Source organism: Marinomonas arctica, assembly GCF_003259225.1.
GTDB lineage: Bacteria > Pseudomonadota > Gammaproteobacteria > Pseudomonadales > Marinomonadaceae > Marinomonas > Marinomonas arctica.
The window spans coordinates 140,203-162,955 of the sequence record NZ_QHJF01000001.1; the positions used below are offsets into that span (position 1 = coordinate 140,203).

The following is a 22,753-nucleotide window of genomic DNA, read 5'->3' on the forward strand; positions in this document are numbered from 1 at the left end:
AAGCGGTTTATTACGCCTAAATAGGCATATTCATGATTTTTTCATACGCGTCTACAAGTTTATTACGCACCTGAGTCATTGCTTCAAATGACACACTCGATTTCTGTAGACCAATCATAACTTGAGGTAAATCAACCCCTTCGTCACCGCGCTCATAAGATTGGGCTAATTGTGTAGATTCTTTTTGCAAAGCGTTTACGTTATCAACAGCATTTTTCAACATTTCTGCGAAATCGGCACGTTCAACCGTTTGGCCGCTTCCCTCTTCACCGCCCGCCTTGGCAATGTTAGACGCAGCAGAGCTCGGCGCTTGAACTTGCGACCGCATCTCCCTCATCTGGGACAACACTTGATTAATGTCTGGCCGACCAGAAATCATGTTATTCACCTAAAAAATCACATTTATATTACTGAACATAACGCACATACACAGTTTAGCATAAAGCGAATGAAAACAAGACACAAAAATCAATCGACATCTATACCGCTTTCACGCATTTTGGCAATTTTATAGCGTAAAGTTCTAGGACTAATGCCTAATTTATCTGCCACAACTTTACGTTTTCCATGCGCATCAAGCAAGGCTTGCGCAATGATACGGAACTCATGTTGCTGCACACCTTTTCCAAGAATCGAGGCCGCACTGTCTTCTTCTACCTCTGACACACTCATAACCGGTGCCAAGCTCATCATATCAAACGCGATATGATCTTCATTTATTTGTGCATTAGGGCTTAAAATTAACGCACGCTGAATGACGTTATCCAACTCCCGAACATTACCAGGCCAAGGATGCGCTTCTAATTTACTTTGAGCTGACGGCTTTAAGACCGCACCGTTGATTCGCATTTTAGCGGCATGTTTGGCCAGCAAATGTTGTGCTATCGGCAAAATATCACCTTTACGTTCACGAATCGGCAACCAACGCAGCGGAAACACATTCAAACGATAATACAAATCCTCCCTAAATCCTCCTTCGCGCACATATTCAGCCAAATCACGGTTTGTCGTGGCAATAATTCGAACATCCAACGGAATCGATTTTTTGCCACCCAGACGCTCAACTTCCTGCTCTTGTAAAACACGTAACAGTTTCGCTTGTAACCCCACGTCCATTTCAGTGATTTCATCTAGCAACAAAGTACCGCCGTTGGCTTGTTCAAACTTACCCGCCTGGGAAGACACCGCCCCCGTATAAGCGCCTTTTTCGTAACCAAAAAGAATCGCCTCCAGCATATTCTCGGGGATAGCAGCGCAGTTAATGGCAACGAAAGGTGCATTAGGACGGTTAGAATGCTGATGAATATAATGCGCGAGCACTTCTTTACCTGTCCCACTTTCACCGCAAATTAACACGGTTGAATCGGTAACAGCGACACGTTTAGCCAATTCTAACAAGGCAATACTTGCCGGATCTTTCGCAATGGGCCTAGGCGTTGATGAGGTTGCGACCTTCACTGTGTACTTAGCAATGGCGTTCAGTAACTCTTCTTCTTGAAAAGGTTTAAGAAGATAATCAACAGCGCCATCACGCATTGCCTCCACAGCATGCGCGATATCACCATAAGCCGTCATTAACATGATGGGCAATTCTGGGTAGGTATCAATAACATGACGCAACAACCCATAGCCGTCCATTCCAGGTAAATTAATATCCGAGACAACCATATCAAATGCATTATGCTTGAGGGCTATAATTGCCTCCTCCGCACTGTACACCATTTTACATTGATAGCTTGCCAGCATTAGCGTGTCTTCCAGTGCCTCAGCAAGCCCTTTGTCATCTTCTACTATTAATAACTTAACATCAGACATTTCATACCCTTACAAGAGGAAGTGTCAAACTGGCTGTCGTGCCAGCACCCTCTATACTGTCTATTTCAAATTTCCCATGATGGGCTCTTGCGATGGCTTTCACAACCATCAACCCCAACCCTGTCCCATGTTGTTTCGTGGTGACAAAGCCTTCTTGCACATGCTCTAAATGCGCTTTTGACATACCAATTCCGCGATCTTTAAAAGTCAGTGTCACATAGCCTTCATGATGACGCCAATGCAATCGCACCAAATCCCCTTCTGACTGAGCGTCAATCGCATTGTTCAATAAATTAAGCAGCGCCCCTAATAATGTTTCTTTATTGCATTGAATACAATCTGTCACCAAAAAGTCACAACCTTCCGCTTCGAGACGCATATTTTTTGGTTCACAAATTTCTTCGCAATGCTGGATCAGTTCCTTAATAAACTCATCGACAGTCAGCGTTTCGTCTAACTTTATTTCACTGCGCGAAAAGATCAACATATCCCGAATTTGTTTTTCAATATTCGCCAATCTATCCGCCAGTTTATTCGCAAAAGTTTGGCGCATAACAGGAGGAAGATCCGGCTTTTGCAAATGGCCAGCGTACAAGGTGGCTGAAGAGAGTGGTGTTCTAATTTGATGAGCTAACGCCGCAACCATTTTGCCCATATTGGACAATCTTTCGTGGTGACTCAACTTTTTCTGCAACAAATACGCTTCCGTCAAATCAACCAGAATCACCAACTGCCCTGGTACATTTCCCAACGAAGCGGTTTCTACACGAACACGACGCCCTGTCACCATACTCACATCATGACCATCGTCTTTTTGCGGGCGAAAACTTAATGGTACAATTTCACTCCAAGACTGCCCAATAAGAGAGAGATTAAACAGTCTGCCAGCTACAGGGTTTGCCATGACCACCACACCTTCTTCGTTTAACAATAAAACACCAACCGGCATGGATTCAAATAGCTGCTGAAATTGCAACACAAGTACACGATTCTTATCTTGCTCTTGGCGCTTATCCTGCTCTGACTTTTCCAGCTGTTCGTATAATCGAACCACTTCCTGTTGAAGATCTAGATAAGATTTAGCCAACACATCTGAAGACTCGGAAAACGCTTTAAACGCGGCTTTTAATTCCGCAATTTCTTCATCTTTTGTCACTAAAACTCCGATTTATCAATATTATAGCGACGCATTTTTTCAATAAGAGTGGTGCGTTGTATTTGAAGATTTTGAGCCGCTTTAGACACCACACCCTGAGTGGACACCAAGGCTTGACGAATCAGCAACGCCTCTAGATGACGAACATGTAAATTCAAATTCACCCCAGAGGCCTGAGGAAACGTATGCAACTGTTTAATCTCTTTTAAAACAGACGACAACGTTTGTGACCGCCAAGGTAAAGGGCAAAACCAGACATTATAATCCCCCTCAACCTCCATAGATTCATTCAAAGAAATCACGGGCACCATTTCATCCAATTCAAAAGACGATATTGCTTTCCCTAATACGACAAAATCAGGTAAGTGAAACGCTGTCAACGACGTACTGTGTTCGATACCAATAAAAGTTAAGATGCTGGAAACACTCGAAATTTCGTCGTCATCTAAACCACACAACCAAGCCTTCACACCATCACCTCAACCCTAAAAATGCACTTGTGATAATGTGTTTTCATCACCCATTTACAAGCCGCATCGCCAATTTTCACCATAAAAATTTTATAATTTTGACAGCATTTCATCAAACGCTTGCTGCGAATCAAGTGGATTCTCATACCAAGGCAACACCCCTAATAAAGGCGCCGATAACATATTGGTAAGGCTAGCAAGATTCTCTTCAAAACAGGGCATTTTTTCTTTACCTGAGTTTGCAACCCAACCAACCAAAGACACCCCATCACGGACAATTGCTTCCGCGGTCAAAATAGCATGATTCAAACAACCAAGCTTCATATTAACAACCAGAATGACAGGAAAACGCAACGACTTAGCCAGATCGGACAAAAACTCCCTATCATTTAAAGGCACTCTCCAACCACCCGCTCCCTCAATCAGTGCAAAATCATGGGGAGTCAGCAATGTACCTTTTATAAACCCTTCTAATCGAGAAGCCGTTACCAGCCGCCCCTCTTTCATCGCTGCAATATGGGGCGCAATCGCAGCCTCTAACACCACAGGATTTATTTGCTCATAGGACAAATTAACACTACTTGCTCGCTGCATCAGCAATGCATCACTATTACGCAAGTGATCTTCGATAAGCTCAGCACCGGCTGCAATCGGCTTTAATCCTATTGACTTAAGGCCAGCCCGTTTTGCCGCCTCCAGCAGCCCCACCGTGACATAAGTCTTACCTGCATCGGTATCAATACCCGTTACAAAAAAACGTTTTTTCACTCACTACTCCTGAATTCTAATAGGCCGATGCGCCACAACAAACGAGACTTGATAACTCAGTGGGATACCAAACTCACGACGTTGTTTTTCATATTCGCGCAAAAATGCTTTCCACTTACTGGGTGAGACAGAGGCATTAGCAGCCTCTGCAATCAGACTTGCCCCCACTTTTTTTAACGAATAAACCGCCGCCTCTGGTGAATCAAACCACATTAAAATATCAGATAACGGAGAAGACAAAAGGTTCAACCCTGACGCTTTAACACATGCTACAAGCGCATCTGATGACATATAGTCATGAATATGCTTTTTATCATCTAGGCCACACCAAGCTTTAGTAATCTCTGGCATAGAACCTTGCGAAAGTGTTGAGAAAACCACATAGCCACCAGGCTTTACGACACGATAAAGCTCTGCAAACAGATCCACAGGGCTAAGGCACCACTGAATAGCCAGACTCGAAAAAACCAAGTCACAAGACTGATCCTGAAGTGGCAATCGCTCAGCGTCAGCACAAACGTAATGGATATTTGACAAAGAGGTCGCGCCCTCTCTCGCAACAGCCAACATCTGTGGTGCCAGATCAAGCGCTATCGTGCATTTAGGCGTTAATTGCTCTGACAAGGCCGCCAATGCCTGACCGGTTCCCGTACCAAGATCCAGTACGACATCCGCCTGACTGAGAGGCAACATGGCCAAAAGTCGATTGAGAACAATTTTTTGAAAATCCGCATAAGAATCATAAGATTGCGAAGCACGATCAAAACGCTTAGCCAATTGCCGCTTATAGCTAAGCGTCGATATATCAGGGGTTATTAGCATCGATAAAGTTTTCTATATGACGTACACACGCCTCTTCATCTTCAAGAAAAGACTGATGCGCACAATTGGACAGTACAACACAGTGCTGCAAAGGGTTTACATCAGCTTGTTGTTCAAATGACTTGTTCGAAACCAACACATCCTTACCACCAAGTATGTGTAAATTAGGACGATCTAAAAGCGACCACTCACGGCGCACATCAAGCCCTTTTAGCAACCGAAGACCACCAATTAAAGCCGGTCGGCTCAAGGTTTTCACGGGTAAAAAAGCCTGTAGTTGTTTCACCAAAGCCCGTTCATTATCGGCGCCCTTGGCTTGCAACATCACAAAACGCTTTAGACCCTCTTCCGGTGATTGATCAACCAAGCTTGCAAAAGTATCGAAGTCCTCGACAGACATCGCATTGTCCCAGCCCTCTCGCTTTATAAAGCTCGGCGAAGACGACAAGGTAATCAACCCTGTCACACAACTAGAGCGACGCGCGGCGACATAAGCCGATACCATGCCACCTAAAGACCAACCAATCCACCACGACTCTTTTGGTGCGACATCAATCAATTGCTCAGATAACGCATCAATATCGTAATTAGGGCCAATGCGAGAGCGAGAAATCCACTGTTCGTCCAGCGAAATACCAGGTAAATTGGCAACAACAACATAAAAGCGCTCACTTAGACGTAAAGCAAACGAACGCATTACTTCTTTCGGCATAGCCCAACCAGATACCATAAAAATAGCTTGATTAGACGCGTCTCCAAACGCTTCTGTTTCAATACGTGCTCGCATGCTGCCCCTCTGTTACTTTGGATTTAAACGTCTTGCATTTCAAAGTGTCGCTGTTAACACCTTTTCGAGTGAATCACATAATAACACTAAATCGTCATCAGAGTGGGCGGCACTTAAGGTAATTCGCAAACGCGCACGGCCGACTGGCACCGTCGGCGGACGAATCGCCGTACACCAAATCCCAAGTGTTTTTAACTGCTCGCCAATATCGAGCGCGGCTTTACTGTCGCCCACAATAATTGGCTGAATGGCCGTATTGGAAGGCATCAGCTCAACCGGAAGCGACTGAACTCTTTGGCGAAAATACTCAATATGTCGAGCTAATCTCTCGCGCCTATCCTGACCTTCTGCTGACTGAATAATCTGCAACGACGCCAACGTCGCACTCGCAATGGCTGGCGACATCGATGTGGTATACACATAAGGCCGAGCAAACTGCGTCAGATACTCAGCGTAGTCATGAGACGTCGCCACGAACGCGCCAGCGGTGCCAAACGCTTTACCAAAGGTACCCACTAAGATAGGTAGACTATTGGCATTCAAACCCGACAGAGATAAACAACCTTTACCCTGTTCCCCTAGGCAGCCCAAGCCGTGAGCATCATCCACCATAAACATCCATTCATGCTGACGCGCTAATCTAGACAGTTCAAGCAACGGCGCCACATCGCCATCCATACTAAATACACCGTCTGTGACCAATAGCCCTGGCGTGGCAGATTTAGCCAACAGTCTTTCCGCGCTCACCACATCGCCATGCAGATAACGACGCAGCGAGGCCTGCGCCAACATTGCACCATCAATCAAGGAAGCATGATTGAGCTTATCTTGTAATACTGGGCGATTTTTATCCGCCAGCGCCGATATCACGCCTAGATTCGCCATATACCCCGTACTAAACAACATCACTCGATCGTAACCAAGCCAATCCGCTAACGCGTCCTCGAGCGCTTGATGGGGCGCTAAATGCCCACATACCAAATGCGATGAACCACCACCAACACCATACTTTAGCGCACCAAGCTGCAATGCCTGAATAACATCAGGATGATCTGCCAACCCAAGATAGTCGTTAGAACAAAAGGCGGTATAAGCTTGGTTATTAATACGAGTGTGGGGGGTTTGTGCACTGTCCAGCGTAATGGTACGACGCATCAGATTGTGTTGGCGGCGCTCTGCAAGCGCCACCAATACCCAATCCGGTGTATTAAACACTGGCTTCATAAAATAACTTCGACTCTTCTTGCTTCACAACTTGTGCCGCAATGGCTTCTACAACCGCCTCATCAGAATGTGCTTCACGTTTCTCAGGGTTGATGCCTAAAGTGGCAAACAAAGCCATATCTTTATCGGCTTCTGGGTTGCCTGTCGTTAGCAACTTCTCGCCATAAAAAATGGAATTTGCCCCTGCCATGAAGCACAAAGCTTGCGTCTGTTCATTCATTCCTTGACGGCCTGCTGATAAGCGCACGTGGGACTTTGGCATCAAAATACGCGCCACTGCGATGGTGCGAATAAACTCAAAAGTATCCAGATCTTCAACGTTTTCTAATGGTGTTCCTTCTACCTTGACCAGCATATTAATTGGCACACTCTCAGGATGCGGAGACATTTGAGACAGTTGACGCAACAGACCGACACGATCTTTTTGCTCTTCACCCATGCCCATAATGCCACCACAGCAAAGCTTAATGCCGGAGTCACGGACTCGGGATAAAGTATCAAGACGGTCTTGGTAAGTTCGCGTGGTGATTATGCTATCGTAAAACTCAGCTGACGTGTCTAAGTTGTGGTTGTAATAATCAAGCCCTACTTCCGACAAGCGCTTGGCCTGATCGTCGTTTAACGACCCTAAAGTAACGCAGGACTCTAACCCTAACGATTTAACACCTTTGATCATTTCAAGCACATAAGGAAAGTCTTTTTCTGATGGATGCTTCCACGCCGCTCCCATGCAAAAACGGCTTGCACCTTTTTCTTTCGCCAACGCCGCTTCTTCAAGCACCTTTTGCACTTCCATTAACTTTTCTTTTTCAAGCTCAGTATTGTAATGACCGCTTTGTGGGCAGTATTTACAATCTTCTGGACAAGCGCCGGTTTTGATCGACAACAGCGTACTGACTTGCACTTCGTTAGGCGCAAAGTTTTCTCTATGGACCGTCTGAGCACGAAACATTAAATCCATAAAGGGCAAATCAAATAAGGCTTTTATTTCGGCATGAGTCCAGTCAAAACGCGGTGCACTGATATTACTGGCAGACATATTCGCTACAGACACATTTGTAGACGTACTTAAAGACATAGTATCCTCGATCCATAAAAATTAATGGAGCAATACTAATGGACTGGAAAAAACTGTCAACTGAAAAAATAACAGAGGTTTACTACAGTGTATTTTTAAACCAATGCTATCTTTGTAACACAAAATGCAAAAATACCGTATGCCAAGCCTGCCTCGAAGGCCTCCCACTCAACGTAATTCACTGCCACCGCTGCAAACGCCCCACTCACCACACCAACATGCTATGCGGAAGCTGCCAGACCACTTCTCCAACATACCAACGGTGCATCGCACCTTATCGTTTCGAGGGGATTATAAAAACACTGATTCATAGCATTAAGTTTCATCAAGGAACCCACTACATACGACCACTCACCTATTTACTCAGCGAGCATCTTATTGAGTCATATGCAGCTGAAAGCTGGCCAGATCAAATCCTCTATGTACCCAGCCATCCAAGTCGAATTAAAGAGCGTGGATTTTGCCAAACAAACACGATGAGCAACCAGTTAGCAAAAAATCTCAAACGGCATCTGGGGGAAAAATGTCCCACCATCCCGAAACACAATCCATTAAAAAAAGTAAAAAATACCCAAGCCCAACATTCACTCAGCCGCAAAGAACGCTTAACAAGCCCTCAAAGCAGCTATGAGATTAATGCCCCTATCAGTAAGCATGTGGCGCTATTCGATGATGTCATGACCACGGGAAGTACAATAGAAAACTGCACCACATTACTATTAAAAGCAGGAGCAGAGCGCGTTGATGTTTGGGTGATCGCTCGAACACCCGACAAAGCACATTAAGCCGCCACTGCTATGACAATCTAGCCATCTGACCTCGCTTTGCTTTAGTATGCGCTGAACAAAGCAAGGTGGACCTTATGAAAACAGATCAAGAATACTTGGATTTAGACAAACAACTTCTCTGGCACCCGTACACATCCATGAGCCAACCCAGCCCACACTTTTTGGTCAAAAAAGCGGTTGGCTGTGACATTACACTGAGCGATGGGCGCATATTAATTGATGGCATGTCATCATGGTGGAGTGTTATTCACGGCTACAATCACCCTAGAATCAACACAGCCATTCAGCAACAACTGACACAGCTCTCCCACGTTATGTTTGGTGGACTCACTCACAAACCCGCTATTGACCTTGCCGAAACACTCATTGCCATCAGCCCAGGCGATCTACAACGGGTCTTCTTCTCTGATTCAGGTTCAGTTTCCGTTGAAGTGGGGCTAAAAATGGCCATCCAATATTGGCATACTCAAGGACAACCAAGTAAACAATTTTTTGTCACGCCCAAAAGCGGCTACCATGGAGACACATTTGCCGCCATGTCCGTCTGCGACCCTGATAATGGTATGCACCATTTATTTAGTGGCGCACTGACACAACAGTTCTTTATCTCTGCCCCCCCTACCGGACTGGAAGCTCCGATCAAACCAGAATATTTACACGAAATAAGAGCCATGTTTGAAGCGAACCACGCACAGTTAGCAGGCTTCATCATCGAGCCTGTTGTGCAAAATGCCGGCGGCATGCGCTTCTATAATCCAGAATATTTAAACCACATACGCGCTCTTTGTGACGAATTCGACATCCTTCTAATCTTTGATGAAATCGCGACAGGATTTGGCAGAACTGGAAAACTTTTTGCGACCGATCACACCAACATTTGCCCAGACATTATGTGCGTTGGTAAAGCGCTAACGGGGGGATATATGACGTTGGCAGCCACCCTAACCAATGACAAAGTTGCCCTAGGTATCAGCGAAAATGATGGCGTCTTTATGCATGGCCCAACCTTCATGGGCAACCCTCTCGCCTGCTCCGCTGCGAATGCCAGTCTATCCCTGCTGATGAGATACAATATTCCAGAAAAGATTACTCAACTCGAAAACTGGATGAAGACCGCTCTTGCCCCTTGTGCAAAGCTTGAACAAGTTGAAGAGGTTCGATGCTTTGGCGGCATTGGCGTTGTTGAATTGAAAAACTCAGTTAACTTACACAAAATACAACCAAAATTCGTCGAACTTGGTGTATGGATACGGCCTTTTGGCAAGCTCATCTACCTAATGCCGCCTTATGTTATTAGCCAACAACAAGTGCAAACATTGGCTAAAGCCATCTACCAAGTAGTAAGTGAAGAGCCTTGTTAACCCACCAGACCAGAAGGTTGAATAATAAATTGTAGGTCGGCATTTATGCCGACAAAAAGCTTATTCACTGAATCAAGCATTGCCGGCCCAAAGGCACGATCTACAAAATATTCTTTTTTACGACTTACTGCTTCATGCGTTCTGCAAGATTACCTTGCTCATACGCCTCTTCTTCAATATGGCTAATGTTGATCACGATATTTTCTGCCCTTTCAATACTGTTGATACTCAGCGCATCCACTTCTTGCATTTTATCGTTAAGATCACGTGCCACACTTGCCTGCTCTTCTGACGAAACATTAATTTGCGCCGTCATCTCAACAACACGCTTAATAGCCGCTTCGATATCACTCATCTTTTGCGCAACATCATTAACACTATCAACCCCTTGTTGAGCAACCGCCGTCCCTTTATCGATCGTACTGGTCACATCCGCGGTATTTTTCTTCAGCTCTTCTGTCATGCTGTGAATACTTTGTGTTGCACTCTGAGTTCTGATTGCCAAAGCACGAACCTCATCCGCGACAACCGCGAAACCACGCCCAGCCTCACCAGCACGAGCCGACTCAATGGCCGCATTAAGCGCCAATAAGTTGGTTTGTTCCGCAATACCACTAATGGAATTCACCACTTCATTGATACTGTCACTGCGCTCTGCCAGCACCGCCACCACTTTTTTCGCATCGGATATGTCTTGATAAACCTGACGCATAGTTTCACCCGTTTGCTGGGCAAGCAAGCGACTACCTCGAGACAACTCACCAACCGACTCCGTCGCCTCAACCGCCACATGAACGTGCTCAGCAACATGTGTCACGCTAGACAATAATTGAGAACTGGCCGCGACAACATCTTGGAAAGTATTGCGCTGCTTATTAAAGTTACTTAAATTCGCTGTCACACTGGCTTTTGCTTCAGACGCTCGTTTACGAAGTTGTTGCGCTCCTTCTTTTAGACGGTATCTAAAGGTGTTACCTGCTGCCTCTTGGTGAATTCTAGCAAACTTAATGGCCGCCTTAGCGCCGATAGTTTTACAATATAAATACTGACCTATAGGATTATGTGCCTCAGAGGACAACCCCGACACCACCGCACTCAACGATTGACTTTGATGATAGGTCAACCAAATGCCCAGCAAAGCCAAAACTTGACCGACAATCTTTAGCTCTAGACTATTTGACATCAACCCAAGCAAAGCCAATAAAACAAAACAAGACATCAAAGGCCAAGAGGAGTTAGCTAAATACGCGGCGACTTTCGTCGACATAGGCACCAAGGCCTTACCCGCATTAATACGATCATAAACCGATTGAGCGTGCTGAATTTCATCTCGAGACGCCTTGCGACGCACGGACTCATAACCCACCACCTTACTGCCATCCAACAGCGGGCTCACATGTGCACTCACCCAATAGTGATCGCCGTTCTCGCAACGGTTTTTCACCAACCCCATCCAGCTTTTACCTTGCTTTAAATTCGACCACATATCGGCAAACACAGCCGCTGGAACATCAGGGTGGCGAATGATATTGTGAGCCTTACCAATCAGCGCCTCGCGCTCAAAACCAGCCACCTCGCAGAAAACATCATTAACAAAGGTAATACGTCCTTTCACATCGGTACTGGAAACTAGAACATAGCTTTCAGGAAAATCATTTTCTTTATTTGTTACTGGCATTTTTCGCATAAATAACTCTCGATTTTATAATCATTATTTTTATCACATAGTGTGTGATTTATTATTTTTTGTTAAGCACTAAAAGTACACTAATAATGGCTTATTCGTCATCAAAATCTCGATACGCATCCGGCGCTAAATCCTCAAAGCGGGTATATTTACCCACAAACGCCAATCGACAAGTACCTATTGGACCATTACGCTGCTTACCTATGATAATTTCTGCAATGCCTTTATGAGGCGTATCTTCATGATAAACTTCATCACGATAAACAAAAGAAATCACATCCGCATCCTGCTCGATCGCACCAGATTCACGCAAATCTGAGTTTACCGGACGCTTATTCGGACGGTTCTCCAAACTACGGTTAAGCTGAGATAAGGCCACCATAGGACACTCCATTTCCTTCGCTATGGCCTTCAGAGATCGCGAAATTTCCGAAATTTCATTGGTTCGCCCTTCAGTAAAGCCTGGAATTTGCATCAACTGAAGATAATCGACCATGATCATAGCAACGCCACCATGCTCTCGAGCAATACGACGCACACGAGAACGCATTTCTGTCGGACTAATACCGCCAGTATCATCAATGAAAAGTTTACGGTCTTTTAACATTTTCACCGCAGACATCAATTTATCCCAGTCTTCTTGAACCAATTGCCCCGAGCGCATACGAGTCTGGTCAATTCGCCCCAGAGAAGACAACATACGCATCATCAAGGCTTCGGCCGGCATTTCCAAACTGAATACTATGACGGGTTTGTCGCTGATCATGGTGGCATTTTCCACCAAATTCATAGCAAAAGTTGTTTTCCCCATCGACGGACGACCGGCGACAATAATCAAATCCGATGGCTGCATACCCGCCGTCATTGCATCTAAATCCGTAAACCCTGTACTCAAACCAGTAATCGCGCCTTCTTGATGATACAGCTCATCAATTTTATCAACCGTGGCACTCAAAATATCCGCAGCAATTCGAGGCCCACCTTTCTTCTCACCACCTTCCGCGATCTGAAATATTTTTCGCTCGGCTTCATCCAGCACCTCTGCCGCAGTCATGCCTTCTGGGTGAAACGCCCGCGCAGAAATCTCATTGGTCGTAGAGATAAGTCGGCGTAAGATGGAACGCTCTCGGACAATATCGGCATACGCTGCGATATTGGAGGCACTAGGTGTTGCTTCAGCCACCTCGATAAGATAAGCCATGCCGCCAATGGATTCTAAGTCACCACGCTTGTCGAGGCGCTCACCAATGGTCACCACATCAATCGGTTCCGATTCATCGGCTAAACGTGCAATAACAGTAAAAATTAACTTATGTTCTGGACGATAAAAATCATCCGCAATGACCAGCTCAGAGACTCTTTCCCAAGCCTGGGGATCAAGCATCAAGCCACCAACAACTGAACGCTCAGCTTCAATGGAATATGGCGGTAATTTAATAGAAGCGACTTCGGAATCATTTAGTTGCACGCAAAACACCCATACAGAGACAGAAAAAACAGGAAGATTAGCTTATCACGCTAATAAAAAAAGGGCATCTTGCAATAGCAAGACACCCTTCTCTTATTCAAGAAAGATTCGCATCTCTCTTAAGTAATTTATCGAAACAAATTACTCAGCGATTACAGACAAAGTAACCGTTACAATCACTTCAGCGTGAAGTTGAACGTCTACTTCGAAAGAACCTGTGTGACGAATCGCGCCTTCAGGAAGACGGATTTCTGCTTTCTCTACCGCTACTTGCGTAGAAATAGCATCAGCGATGTCACGAGTACCGATAGAACCAAAAAGCTTACCTTCGTCGCCAGCATTCGCAGCGATAGTGAAAGTTTTACCTTCTAGCAATTGAGCACGAGCTTCAGCAGCCGCTTTACGTTCTGCAGCTTGAGCTTCAAGTTCAACACGGCGCTCTTCAAAGCTAGCCAAGTTAGCTTTAGTAGCCATTACAGCTTTTTTGTTCGGAATCAAAAAGTTACGAGCATAGCCTGGCTTAACAACTGCAACGTCACCAATACCGCCTAGCTTGTTTACTTTGTCGAGTAGAATAACTTCCATCTCGATCACCTCTAATTAATCATTAGCTATCACTTGAGTTGGACGCCTTACCTTGGATTCTAGAGCGAATATTCACAAAACTATCAATCACACAAAGTGCGACCAACACGTTCGCGAAATACACATTCAAAACAAAAAATCCCACAAGATAAAATGCGATCAGTCCAACAACCCCAATTTCTTTTTTTGCTAAAATACCATGCACTAAAGCAAGCCCCGGCAACACTAACGCAGGAATAGCAGCTTGAGACAGAATAGCAAAGGACCCACCTAAGGATTCCCCCACAAGAATCATTCCACCCAACGCCAAACTAAACGCGATCGGCAGCCTTAATTGATGAAATTCTGTGCGTAAACCGCCAGGATTATAGAGCCCTGCTTGCCACTTTCTCGCCAAAAACAGCGAAATCACAGCAATCACCACTTGAAAGATGGACACAGCCATCACCGCCTGGTTAAAGATCAAATCTTTATCGGGAACTTCAACACCTTCCGAAACCAATACTTTTTGAACCAAGGCAACAGCCAGATTCAAAACATCAGCCATCAAAAGAGGCTGAAGCAGAGTGCTAATGACTGCTAAAAAGCTGCCAGCTAATAACACCCAACTCCATGACATGGTTGATCTAAGCAAATAGGCCAACAACATCACATCGACTAACACCATAAGTGCCGTAGCATCGCCTTGGTATATCCACAGCACAAACGCTGGTAAACATCCCCAAGCTAATACAGGTATTCCTTCTTTTACACCTTTGCGAAGCACTACCAACCCTAAGATTGCAGCGGCCAGCCAAAACATCATAGGAATTAGACCAAACACCATAACACCTATTATGGCATTAAGACGTTTTTTCATTACCCAATTTGCTAAACCACTCATATAAAGCGCTTCTTCAGCCTATTAATTAAAATGGCTATCAGTGTAAGGAAGCAAAGCAATGTAGCGAGCGCGTTTGATTGCAGTCGCTAGCTGACGCTGGTAACGAGCCTTAGTGCCAGTAATACGGCTAGGAACGATTTTACCAGTTTCAGTGATGTAACCTTTCAGTGTGTCTAGATCTTTGTAATCGATCTCTTTAACGCCTTCTGCTGTAAAACGGCAGAACTTACGACGACGGAAAAAACGAGCCATGAGTGTCTCCTAATAAAAATAGATTAATCTTCAGATTCTTCAGATACTTCGTCAGAATTGTCGTGGTGACGCTCTTCACGTTGAGGAGCAGAACGACGATCTTCACGACCTTCAGAAGCTTTAATAGGAGATACGTCAGTTACCGCATCTTTACGACGAATCACCAAGTTACGGATGATGGCATCGTTGTAGCGGAACGTGTCGTTTAGTTCAGACAAAACACTGTCAGAACACTCAATGTTCATCAGAACATAGTGTGCTTTGTGAATTTTGTTAATTGGGTAAGCAAGTTGACGACGGCCCCAATCTTCAAAACGGTGAACTTGACCACCATCTTCAGTGATTAGGTTAGTGTAACGCTCTACCATTGCTGGTACTTGCTCGCTTTGATCTGGGTGAACCAGAAAGACGATTTCATAATGACGCATTTAAGCTCCTTATGGGTTCTTAGTCTCCACGCTTGCTTCCCCTGTGATAAAGCTGTGAGACAAGGAGTATTGATTTACAGGGACGCGCATTATATAGCACGAGTGGACGATAAGTAAACGAAATCAACACATCAACTCTGAAAACCATAAGAAAAGTCGCTTTCAATGGCACCATTTAAACCAAACAAGCAATAAATACGCACACTACGAAAATGTTTTACAGCTCTAATCAAAGACCATAAAATCAAATGGATTTTTGTTTGCGCTCATTTTGCTTAACCCTTTTGATGGACACCGTTTTCATGAAAAAAGTATGTTTAACACTGCTATTGGCTATTCCAGTCATTGCACAGGCCGATACCAATTTAGGCATCATTGCGGTCAAGTCAGAGCCTCTCTATAAAGACATGGACTCAGAGTCCACTTTTTTACCTAACGTTGGTTATGAGGGCGAACACTTCTTCCTTCGCCTACCGGAAATCGGCTATCGCTTTTTACCCAAACAGTCGACCCAAAACATGTCAGTGGGCTTATCTTACGAAAGCACGGGATTCGATCCCGATGACTCAAATAATGCCAATATTAGACAACTCGATGATAGGGACGCCGGCATTATGGCATTTGCATCCTATCAGCTAGGCCCAGTTACCACGAAAATCGCACAGGATGTGAGTGGCGAACATGATGGCTACTACGCACAAATATCGGCAGGATACCCTATTGCTGCTGGCGCTTGGACCGTTATCCCATCCATCGCTTATCGCTATATAGACAGTAAAATGAGCAATCACCTATTTGGTGTATCTCAAGCAGAATCAGCGAGAACAGGCGGTGCAATTAATGCCTATGATACAGATGCTATTTCTTCCGTTCGTTATGGAGTAAGAGGGATCTACCCCATATCGAAAAGCCTTAGCCTCATGCTTGGCATCAACCATACACAATTCGATAAAGACATTCTAAAAAGTCCTATCGTAGAAGATAACGCCATTACCTCTGTGTTAGCGGGTGTGAACTTGGCCTTTTAAAATAGTCGCCACTTGAAACCACGGACTAAAACGCCTTACCACAAGCCAAGGCTTCGGAATAAACCTAATGAGCAAACTTTCCAACAATAGCCAAGCCATGCTCTTTGGGCTTGGCGCTGTTTTACTCTGGTCTACGGTCGCAACAGCCTTTTCGCTGTCTCTTAGGCATTTTTCCCCGACACAACTCCTACTTGTCGCCAACATGGTGTCGCTGCTCTTTTTAGTTAGCCTAATTGTGTATAAAGGCGAAATAAAGCCGTTAATGACTGTGGCAAAACAAACGTGGAAGTCCTCTTTGTTTTTTGGTGCCATTAACCCATTTCTTTATTACTTAATATTACTGCAAGCCTACAACACCCTTCCCGCTCAGGAAGCACAAGCTATCAACTATACTTGGGCAATCATGTTGAGTTTTATGGCCGTACCCATTCTCAAGCAGCGCCTTAAACCTGCGGACTATCTCGCCGCTGGAGCCTGCTATTTTGGTGTCTTATATATTTCAACCCGTGGGCAGATTGGCTCATTAGAGTTTTCCAATGCTTCTGGTGTCGCGTTCGCTCTATTTAGCACCATTATTTGGGCACTTTATTGGCTACTCAACACAAAAGATAAGCGCCCTAGCCTAATAGGTATTACGCTAAACTTCGCCTTTGCATTGCCATTAATACTTATTTTTGCGGGTGTCACTGGAGAGCTAACCCAGTGGGATAATAATGGCTTGTGGGGCGCCATTTATATTGGCTTGTTTGAAATGGGATTAAGTTTTGTTTTATGGAACAAAGCAATGAAATTAACAACAAACGCCAGCCAAGTGGCTAACCTCATATTTTTGTCCCCTTTGCTGTCCATTATTTGGCTGTCACAATTTGCAGGAGAACCCATCCTAAACTCCACTCTCATTGGTCTAGCGTGTATTCTTGTTGGGCTGTTTGTACAAAACGTAGCGAAAAAAACCAAACAATCTACATAGGACTTTCCATGCCAGCGTTTGTTTATTTACTTTTGCCCATTTTTTTCTGGTCAGGCAACTACATTCTAGGGCGTATTACTGTCTCAAGCGGCATAGATCCCTTCTCCATTTCATTTTTACGCTGGTCCCTCGCTTGCCTAATCATTTTGCCTTTTGCTTACAAAAAACTTTGGTTAGAACGTCACATCATCATTAATAACTGGCCATTACTGACACTATTCGGGTGGCTTGGTATCTGTAATTACAATTTATTTTTGTATATTGGACTCACCTCAACCACAGTAACCAATGCCGTACTATTAAACTCCATTATGCCGGTGATGATTCTAATTACTGCCCGCATCTTGTTGGGTAGCAAAACCTCTTGGCGCCAAAACACTGGCATTTTAATCTCCACGCTTGGCGCCATCACCATCGTCAGTCGTGGCAGTTTGGAGACCTTTTTGCACCTCAGTTTTTCACCAGGCGACCTATGGATTATCACGGCCGCCATCAGCTGGGCCATTTATTCAGTACTAATCATTAAACGACCACAAGGCATGTCTTTAATCGGTTTCTTTGCTTGCACGGCACTCATCGGTACCGCCTTTCAAGCACCGCTGTTTTTTCTTTTCTCAGACAGTACCCTTGCTGATTTTAGTCTCAGCAATTGGGTCACCATTCTTTATATGGGATTGTTTGCATCCATCGGCGCATTCCTATGCTGGAATACCGGAGTACAAAAGTTGGGCGCTGCTACAGCAGGACACTTTATTCATTTACTCCCTGTTTTTAGTATTGGCCTGTCCGTGCTTTTTTTAGATGAGATCCTGCTAAGCTTTCACTATATCGGCATCCTATCAATCTTCTCAGGAATCTTTGTGGCAACCGTGCTGAATAAGAAACAGCAAAAAACAACCTAACCTCTATTGCGCGCCATTCTGGTACTGATCAATATGCTGGAAAAAATAAACAGCATCCCCAGAATGGCGTAAATATCCGGCACATGGCCCCAAATAACCCAGCCCCAAAAGCCGCTAAACACCACACCAACATAACTGACTGGTGAGACGATACTGGCTGGCGCATAGGTGTAAGCCAAATTATAAAGATACATGCCAACATACAAGGTGACAGTCACAGCCGCCACCAATGGCCACACCTCTACAGGTAAAACCAACGACTCACCTTGCAGCCACAACAAAGGCAAAGACAATATCGTCGACACGAAAAAATACACGAATAGCGTTTCTTGCCCAGAAACCTGCTGAGACAACATCCGCGTCGTCACCATGGACAGCGCCAACCCAAGAGCCGATACAAAACCGACAAGATGCCATGGGTTCAAATGATCTGGTGTTGGCTGAATAACAAATGCCACCCCAATAAACCCAATAATCAAGGGCAACCAACGCGTCTTCGGAATGCGAATCCGATGCAGCATCCACACCACAAATGGCACACACAATGGCGCGCAACTTCGAAGCAAAGATGCTTCAACAAGGGGGATGTGGTTCAACGCCCAGTAGTAAAAAAGAAAACCAATAAAGCCACCAAAGCTGCGTAGAAAATGAATTTTCCACACAGCAAAAGAACGCTTTTGCCAACGTCCGCGCATCTGCGGCAATAATATGAGGGCGCAAAAGAGACTTTGCCAAAACACTAAGGTTGATACCGCAATCATGGTTTGAGCCTGCTTGGCAGCCAATGCGGTAAGCGACATAACAAACGCATAAGCGATTGTCATTATGATGCCTTTCTTTAACAACTCGTTATCATCTAACACTAAATCGCTCTTTCTATAAACGTGAAGCGGAATGACTGTTTAACCCAATCAAACTAGATTGTCGAGCGACTGGATACGCCGACACCAAGATAATTAGAAAAAAGCGCATGAGGTTCTGGTTGAGACAATACGGACACAGGTTCATGAGCGATCACCTCTCCCTGTTCGATCAAGATCACACGCCCTCCCACCAAACACGCCTCTTGAGGCAAATGGGAAATCAGCAAGGTCGTTAAACCTAACTCATCAGTAACCTCATTGACCAAATAAAGCATTTCTTCCCGCAAAGCAGGGTCCAAGGCACTAAAAGGCTCATCCAGTAATAAAATAGGCTTCTTTCTAACAAGGGCCCGAGCAATCGCCACTCGCTGGGCTTGGCCGCCTGATAGTGCCTGAGGAAAACGTTTCACCTTATCAACAAGCTGTGTTTTTTCCAACGCCCAACTCACCTTTTCCTTTTGCTCTCGATTCAAACTCAACGAAGGCGACACCCCAATGGCAACATTCTGCCAAACGGTCAACTGCGGAAACAGATTATCGCTCTGAAACAAAGTAGAAATAGGACGTTCATAAGCCGGTAAAGACAGCAAAGACGCCTCATGAAAATACAGCTCACCGCGTCCTTCTAAATACCCTCCCAGCAAATGCAGAAGTGTGCTTTTCCCTTCACCACTACCTCCCAATAAGGTGGTCATCCCCGGCTTAATATTCACGCAATAATTGGCGTGAAAACGCTCCCAATCATATTGAAGGTTAATTTTTAACATTCACACCCCCTACTTTTCCGCCAACAAAGCGAGATGAGCCATAAAACAGCATCAAGCAAAGTAAAATCAACACCACCGCCACACAGGAACCCTCTGCCAAACGATAGGAGCCAATGAGCTGAAAAAGATACAAGGGCAAAGACACCAACCCCTGACTGCCGAACAAAGCAATCACCCCCATGTCTCCCAAAGACAGTAACAGCGCGTAACCTAAAGCCTGAGCCACATTCACGCGCACTAAGGGCCACTCAAGTCGCCACCGCGACCAAGACTGAATACCTAAGCTCAGATAGACATTTCGAAAGCGCCGCTCCTGTTGATACATCACCGGCATTAAAGCGCGCAGCACAAATGGCAACGCCATCACCGCATTCACCCACACGACAATCCAGTAGCTCGACGGCAGCCCCCAACCAACATCTCGTAACGCCAGAAACAGGCCTGTGGCTATTACCAACCCTGGTACCATTAGGATCAAATTGCCTAGATGTTCAATTTTATTTGGTAAAAAGGCCAAATATGGACGCCCCATGCAAAACCGTGCAAGCACGGCAAAGCAGATACCAAGCAACACACTCACCAAGGCGGCAGGAAGCGCAATCTGCAACGATACCAACACCGCCTGCCAAAGCGCCAGAGACTGCAAAGTTTCAAAAAATAGAGGGGAGAAAATAGGACCGAAAATGGCCACAAAAGGTGGGATTACCAGTACAAACACACACAGCAAGGCCACGCCATCGGCAAACCTTGCCCAATAAGAATCTTTGAGCGGATAACGAGTCAGCGCCAACAAGCTCACATCTTGGCGATTAACCGGTGCTATACGGTATACAAGCAACGCAAAGAGCGAACATATCATCACCTGCAGCAAAGCTAAAAAACTGGCTTTATTGAGGTCAAAATCAAACCTGAGAGCTTGATAAATCGCTACCTCCAAGGTGCTAAACTTAGGTCCACCGCCTAGACTCAACACCACAGCAAAGCTTGAAAAGCACAACATAAAAATAAGCACAAACGCTCCCGGTAAGACTTTTTTCATGTAATGCCATTCAATCCAACGAAAGGCTGTCCAACGAGTAAAGCCCAACTGCGTAGCCTGACGCCACTGACCTGCAGGAATCAAATCATACCCTTGCAACAAAAGACGCACAGCCAAAGGCATATTGAAAAACACATGCGCCAATAAAATGCCCGTTAAACCATACAAGGGAACTTGAATACCCAAAAACTGACTTAACCAACCTGAACGGCCATACACTACGACCAGTCCCAAGATGGCCACTATGGTTGGCACCACCATAGACACAGAAAACAACTGTAAGAGTGCACCTCGCCCATAAAATCGTCGGTGCATAAGACAAGAAGCAACAGGAATGGCAATGAGCAAACTAATACCACTGCTTAGCAGGGCTTGCCATAAAGAAAAGCGCACAACTCGCCAAAGATAAGGCTGCTGCAAATAGCCAAGCCAAGCATGTAATTCGCTATAGCGCAAAAGAGCCACCAAGCAGGCCGCTCCCATCAATAGGAAAAAACCGACGCCTAACAGCGCCGGTAACAACCCTTTAATAGATCGAAAAAACAACGATATAACGCCTGTTATCGCGTCGTGGCGTTTAGCCACTCATCCACCCAAGCACCACGGTGTTCAGCCACGTCTTTTGCGGACAACACTAAGTTTTTACTAGGCTTTAACGCGCTGTCAAAAGCAGCAGGCAAGGTTTCATCCAACTCAATCACTGGTAACATCCAATTTCCAGTCGCTACCGTAGATTGAAAACCAGGCTGAAGGATAAATTGCATGAACTGTTGCGCCAGAACAGAATTAGGGGCATTTTTCATCATAGCGGCGACTTCGATCTGCGGATACAGCCCTTCACTGGCCATTGCAGCCCGATACTTAGTTTCACCTTCCACAACGATATGATAAGCAGGGGATGTGGTGTAACTCAACACCACATCCGCCTCACCTTTCAAAAACATACTATAAGCATCCGACCAGCTTTTCGTCACCGTGACCGTATGGCCCGCTAAACGTGCCCATGCATCTGCAGCGTCTTCACCGTAAACTGACTTCATCCATAACAATAATCCAAGACCTGGAGTGCTGGTCCTTGGGTCCTGGTAAATCACGCGCAAGTTCGTATTATCCACCACGTCTTTCAAACTGGTTGGAGGATTTTGCAGCGTGTCAGAGTTATAAATAAAAGCAAAGTGGCCTTGATCAAAGGGCACAAAAATTTTGTCTGACCAGCCTCCAGGGACAGTAACGTTAGACGTATCGACAGAATGCTCTAGCAATAATCCGCTTTTCTTGGCCGCTTCCATCAAATTCAGATCCAGTCCCAACAGAACATCCGCTTGCGAAGACTGCCCTTCCAGCTGAACTCGAGACAAAATTCCTACAGAAGAATCTAACGCGACAAAATTCACCTCACAATCACATGTCTTCTCAAAATTGGCTTTAATCTTTGGCCCCGGCCCCCAATCCGACGCAAACGAATCGTAGGTGTATACATTGAGCGTGTCTTTAGCCAACATCAGAGGCGAGAAAGTAACGCCGACACTGACGATAGCAGCCGAAAAAAGAGTACTGAATGAGAATGTGTTCAAGGTGTCGCTCCTAAAAATAAGTGAGCGGCGTACAGGAG

General features: G+C 45.2%; 24 protein-coding genes. 5 read left to right on the top strand and 19 right to left on the bottom strand.

Translation table 11 applies throughout. The annotated features are described in order from the left end of the window. Window positions 1–16: 16 nt before the first annotated feature. The 9 genes from fliE to bioB form a co-directional block, all read right to left on the bottom strand. A complete protein-coding gene (gene fliE, locus DK187_RS00695) occupies window positions 17–379 on the bottom strand; it encodes a flagellar hook-basal body complex protein FliE (RefSeq protein WP_111605404.1) in 363 nt (120 codons plus the stop codon). An 89-nt stretch (window positions 380–468) separates the two neighbouring features. Further along, complete coding sequence (locus DK187_RS00700) at window positions 469–1,815, bottom strand: sigma-54-dependent transcriptional regulator (protein ID WP_111605405.1); 1,347 nt, start codon at window positions 1,813–1,815, stop codon at window positions 469–471. A 1-nt stretch (window position 1,816) separates the two neighbouring features. Then, window positions 1,817–2,971 (bottom strand): sensor histidine kinase, encoded by a 1,155-nt coding sequence (locus DK187_RS00705; protein ID WP_111605406.1) that lies wholly within the window; start codon window positions 2,969–2,971, stop codon window positions 1,817–1,819. After that, on the bottom strand, window positions 2,971–3,441 hold the full coding sequence (locus DK187_RS00710) for a helix-turn-helix domain-containing protein (RefSeq protein ID WP_111605407.1): 471 nt from the start codon (window positions 3,439–3,441) through the stop codon (window positions 2,971–2,973). The genes DK187_RS00705 and DK187_RS00710 overlap by 1 nt, the downstream gene beginning before the upstream one ends. 90 nt (window positions 3,442–3,531) lie before the next feature. Then, a complete protein-coding gene (gene bioD / locus DK187_RS00715; RefSeq protein WP_111605408.1) occupies window positions 3,532–4,209 on the bottom strand; it encodes a dethiobiotin synthase in 678 nt (225 codons plus the stop codon). A 3-nt stretch (window positions 4,210–4,212) separates the two neighbouring features. After that, window positions 4,213–5,031, bottom strand: coding sequence for a malonyl-ACP O-methyltransferase BioC (gene bioC, locus DK187_RS00720; protein ID WP_111605409.1), 819 nt, complete (start codon window positions 5,029–5,031; stop codon window positions 4,213–4,215). Continuing rightward, complete coding sequence (locus DK187_RS00725) at window positions 5,015–5,818, bottom strand: alpha/beta fold hydrolase (RefSeq protein ID WP_111605410.1); 804 nt, start codon at window positions 5,816–5,818, stop codon at window positions 5,015–5,017. The genes bioC and DK187_RS00725 overlap by 17 nt, the downstream gene beginning before the upstream one ends. Window positions 5,819–5,857: 39 nt before the next feature. Further along, on the bottom strand, window positions 5,858–7,042 hold the full coding sequence (bioF, locus tag DK187_RS00730; protein ID WP_111605411.1) for an 8-amino-7-oxononanoate synthase: 1,185 nt from the start codon (window positions 7,040–7,042) through the stop codon (window positions 5,858–5,860). Next, window positions 7,026–8,081 carry a biotin synthase BioB gene (bioB, locus tag DK187_RS00735; protein ID WP_111605498.1) on the bottom strand — a complete coding sequence of 352 codons (1,056 nt, stop codon included), beginning with the start codon at window positions 8,079–8,081 and terminating at the stop codon, window positions 7,026–7,028. The genes bioF and bioB overlap by 17 nt, the downstream gene beginning before the upstream one ends. 77 nt (window positions 8,082–8,158) lie before the next feature. On the opposite strand from bioB, the gene DK187_RS00740 reads away from it, so the two are divergent. Both DK187_RS00740 and bioA read left to right on the top strand, forming a co-directional pair. After that, a complete protein-coding gene (locus DK187_RS00740; protein WP_111605412.1) occupies window positions 8,159–8,905 on the top strand; it encodes a ComF family protein in 747 nt (248 codons plus the stop codon). Window positions 8,906–8,982: 77 nt separating this feature from the next. Further along, the gene (bioA, locus tag DK187_RS00745) at window positions 8,983–10,269 is read left to right on the top strand and encodes an adenosylmethionine--8-amino-7-oxononanoate transaminase (protein ID WP_111605413.1); all 1,287 of its coding nucleotides are present in this window, start codon (window positions 8,983–8,985) and stop codon (window positions 10,267–10,269) included. Between the two features lie 124 nt (window positions 10,270–10,393). Here bioA and DK187_RS00750 read toward each other — a convergent pair whose 3' ends face one another. From DK187_RS00750 to rpsF, 6 genes are all read right to left on the bottom strand, one after another. Then, window positions 10,394–11,956, bottom strand: a complete 1,563-nt coding sequence (locus DK187_RS00750; protein WP_111605414.1) for a methyl-accepting chemotaxis protein — start codon at window positions 11,954–11,956, stop codon at window positions 10,394–10,396. Window positions 11,957–12,047: 91 nt separating this feature from the next. Beyond that, complete coding sequence (dnaB, locus tag DK187_RS00755) at window positions 12,048–13,424, bottom strand: replicative DNA helicase (protein ID WP_111605415.1); 1,377 nt, start codon at window positions 13,422–13,424, stop codon at window positions 12,048–12,050. 141 nt (window positions 13,425–13,565) lie between these two features. Beyond that, window positions 13,566–14,009, bottom strand: coding sequence for a 50S ribosomal protein L9 (gene rplI / locus DK187_RS00760; protein WP_111605416.1), 444 nt, complete (start codon window positions 14,007–14,009; stop codon window positions 13,566–13,568). A 22-nt stretch (window positions 14,010–14,031) separates the two neighbouring features. Beyond that, the gene (locus tag DK187_RS00765; protein WP_111605417.1) at window positions 14,032–14,892 is read right to left on the bottom strand and encodes a hypothetical protein; all 861 of its coding nucleotides are present in this window, start codon (window positions 14,890–14,892) and stop codon (window positions 14,032–14,034) included. Window positions 14,893–14,913: 21 nt separating this feature from the next. Beyond that, a complete protein-coding gene (gene rpsR, locus DK187_RS00770; protein ID WP_013662377.1) occupies window positions 14,914–15,144 on the bottom strand; it encodes a 30S ribosomal protein S18 in 231 nt (76 codons plus the stop codon). A gap of 23 nt (window positions 15,145–15,167) precedes the next feature. Then, complete coding sequence (rpsF, locus tag DK187_RS00775; RefSeq protein ID WP_111605418.1) at window positions 15,168–15,572, bottom strand: 30S ribosomal protein S6; 405 nt, start codon at window positions 15,570–15,572, stop codon at window positions 15,168–15,170. A 302-nt stretch (window positions 15,573–15,874) separates the two neighbouring features. Here rpsF and DK187_RS00780 point away from each other — a divergent pair, with 302 nt between their 5' ends. The 3 genes from DK187_RS00780 (at window position 15,875) to DK187_RS00790 (ending at window position 18,472) form a co-directional block, all read left to right on the top strand. Next, complete coding sequence (locus DK187_RS00780; RefSeq protein ID WP_223232219.1) at window positions 15,875–16,600, top strand: MipA/OmpV family protein; 726 nt, start codon at window positions 15,875–15,877, stop codon at window positions 16,598–16,600. Between the two features lie 67 nt (window positions 16,601–16,667). Next, window positions 16,668–17,570 carry a DMT family transporter gene (locus DK187_RS00785; protein ID WP_111605419.1) on the top strand — a complete coding sequence of 301 codons (903 nt, stop codon included), beginning with the start codon at window positions 16,668–16,670 and terminating at the stop codon, window positions 17,568–17,570. A gap of 8 nt (window positions 17,571–17,578) precedes the next feature. Next, entirely contained in the window at window positions 17,579–18,472 is an 894-nt protein-coding gene (locus DK187_RS00790; protein ID WP_111605420.1) for a DMT family transporter, read from the top strand. Here DK187_RS00790 and DK187_RS00795 read toward each other — a convergent pair. Genes DK187_RS00795 through thiB form a run of 4 tightly spaced genes read right to left on the bottom strand, consistent with a single transcriptional unit; the run spans window position 18,469 to window position 22,715 of the window. Further along, a complete protein-coding gene (locus tag DK187_RS00795) occupies window positions 18,469–19,335 on the bottom strand; it encodes a DMT family transporter (RefSeq protein WP_111605421.1) in 867 nt (288 codons plus the stop codon). The two genes, DK187_RS00790 and DK187_RS00795, sit on opposite strands and share 4 nt — an antisense overlap. 53 nt (window positions 19,336–19,388) lie before the next feature. Further along, complete coding sequence (locus DK187_RS00800; protein WP_111605422.1) at window positions 19,389–20,102, bottom strand: thiamine ABC transporter ATP-binding protein; 714 nt, start codon at window positions 20,100–20,102, stop codon at window positions 19,389–19,391. Further along, window positions 20,089–21,726, bottom strand: a complete 1,638-nt coding sequence (thiP, locus tag DK187_RS00805; protein ID WP_223232220.1) for a thiamine/thiamine pyrophosphate ABC transporter permease — start codon at window positions 21,724–21,726, stop codon at window positions 20,089–20,091. The genes DK187_RS00800 and thiP overlap by 14 nt, the downstream gene beginning before the upstream one ends. Next, window positions 21,702–22,715: a thiamine ABC transporter substrate binding subunit gene (gene thiB / locus DK187_RS00810; RefSeq protein ID WP_204355561.1), complete on the bottom strand. Its 1,014-nt coding sequence runs from the start codon at window positions 22,713–22,715 to the stop codon at window positions 21,702–21,704. The genes thiP and thiB overlap by 25 nt, the downstream gene beginning before the upstream one ends. Window positions 22,716–22,753: the final 38 nt, after the last annotated feature.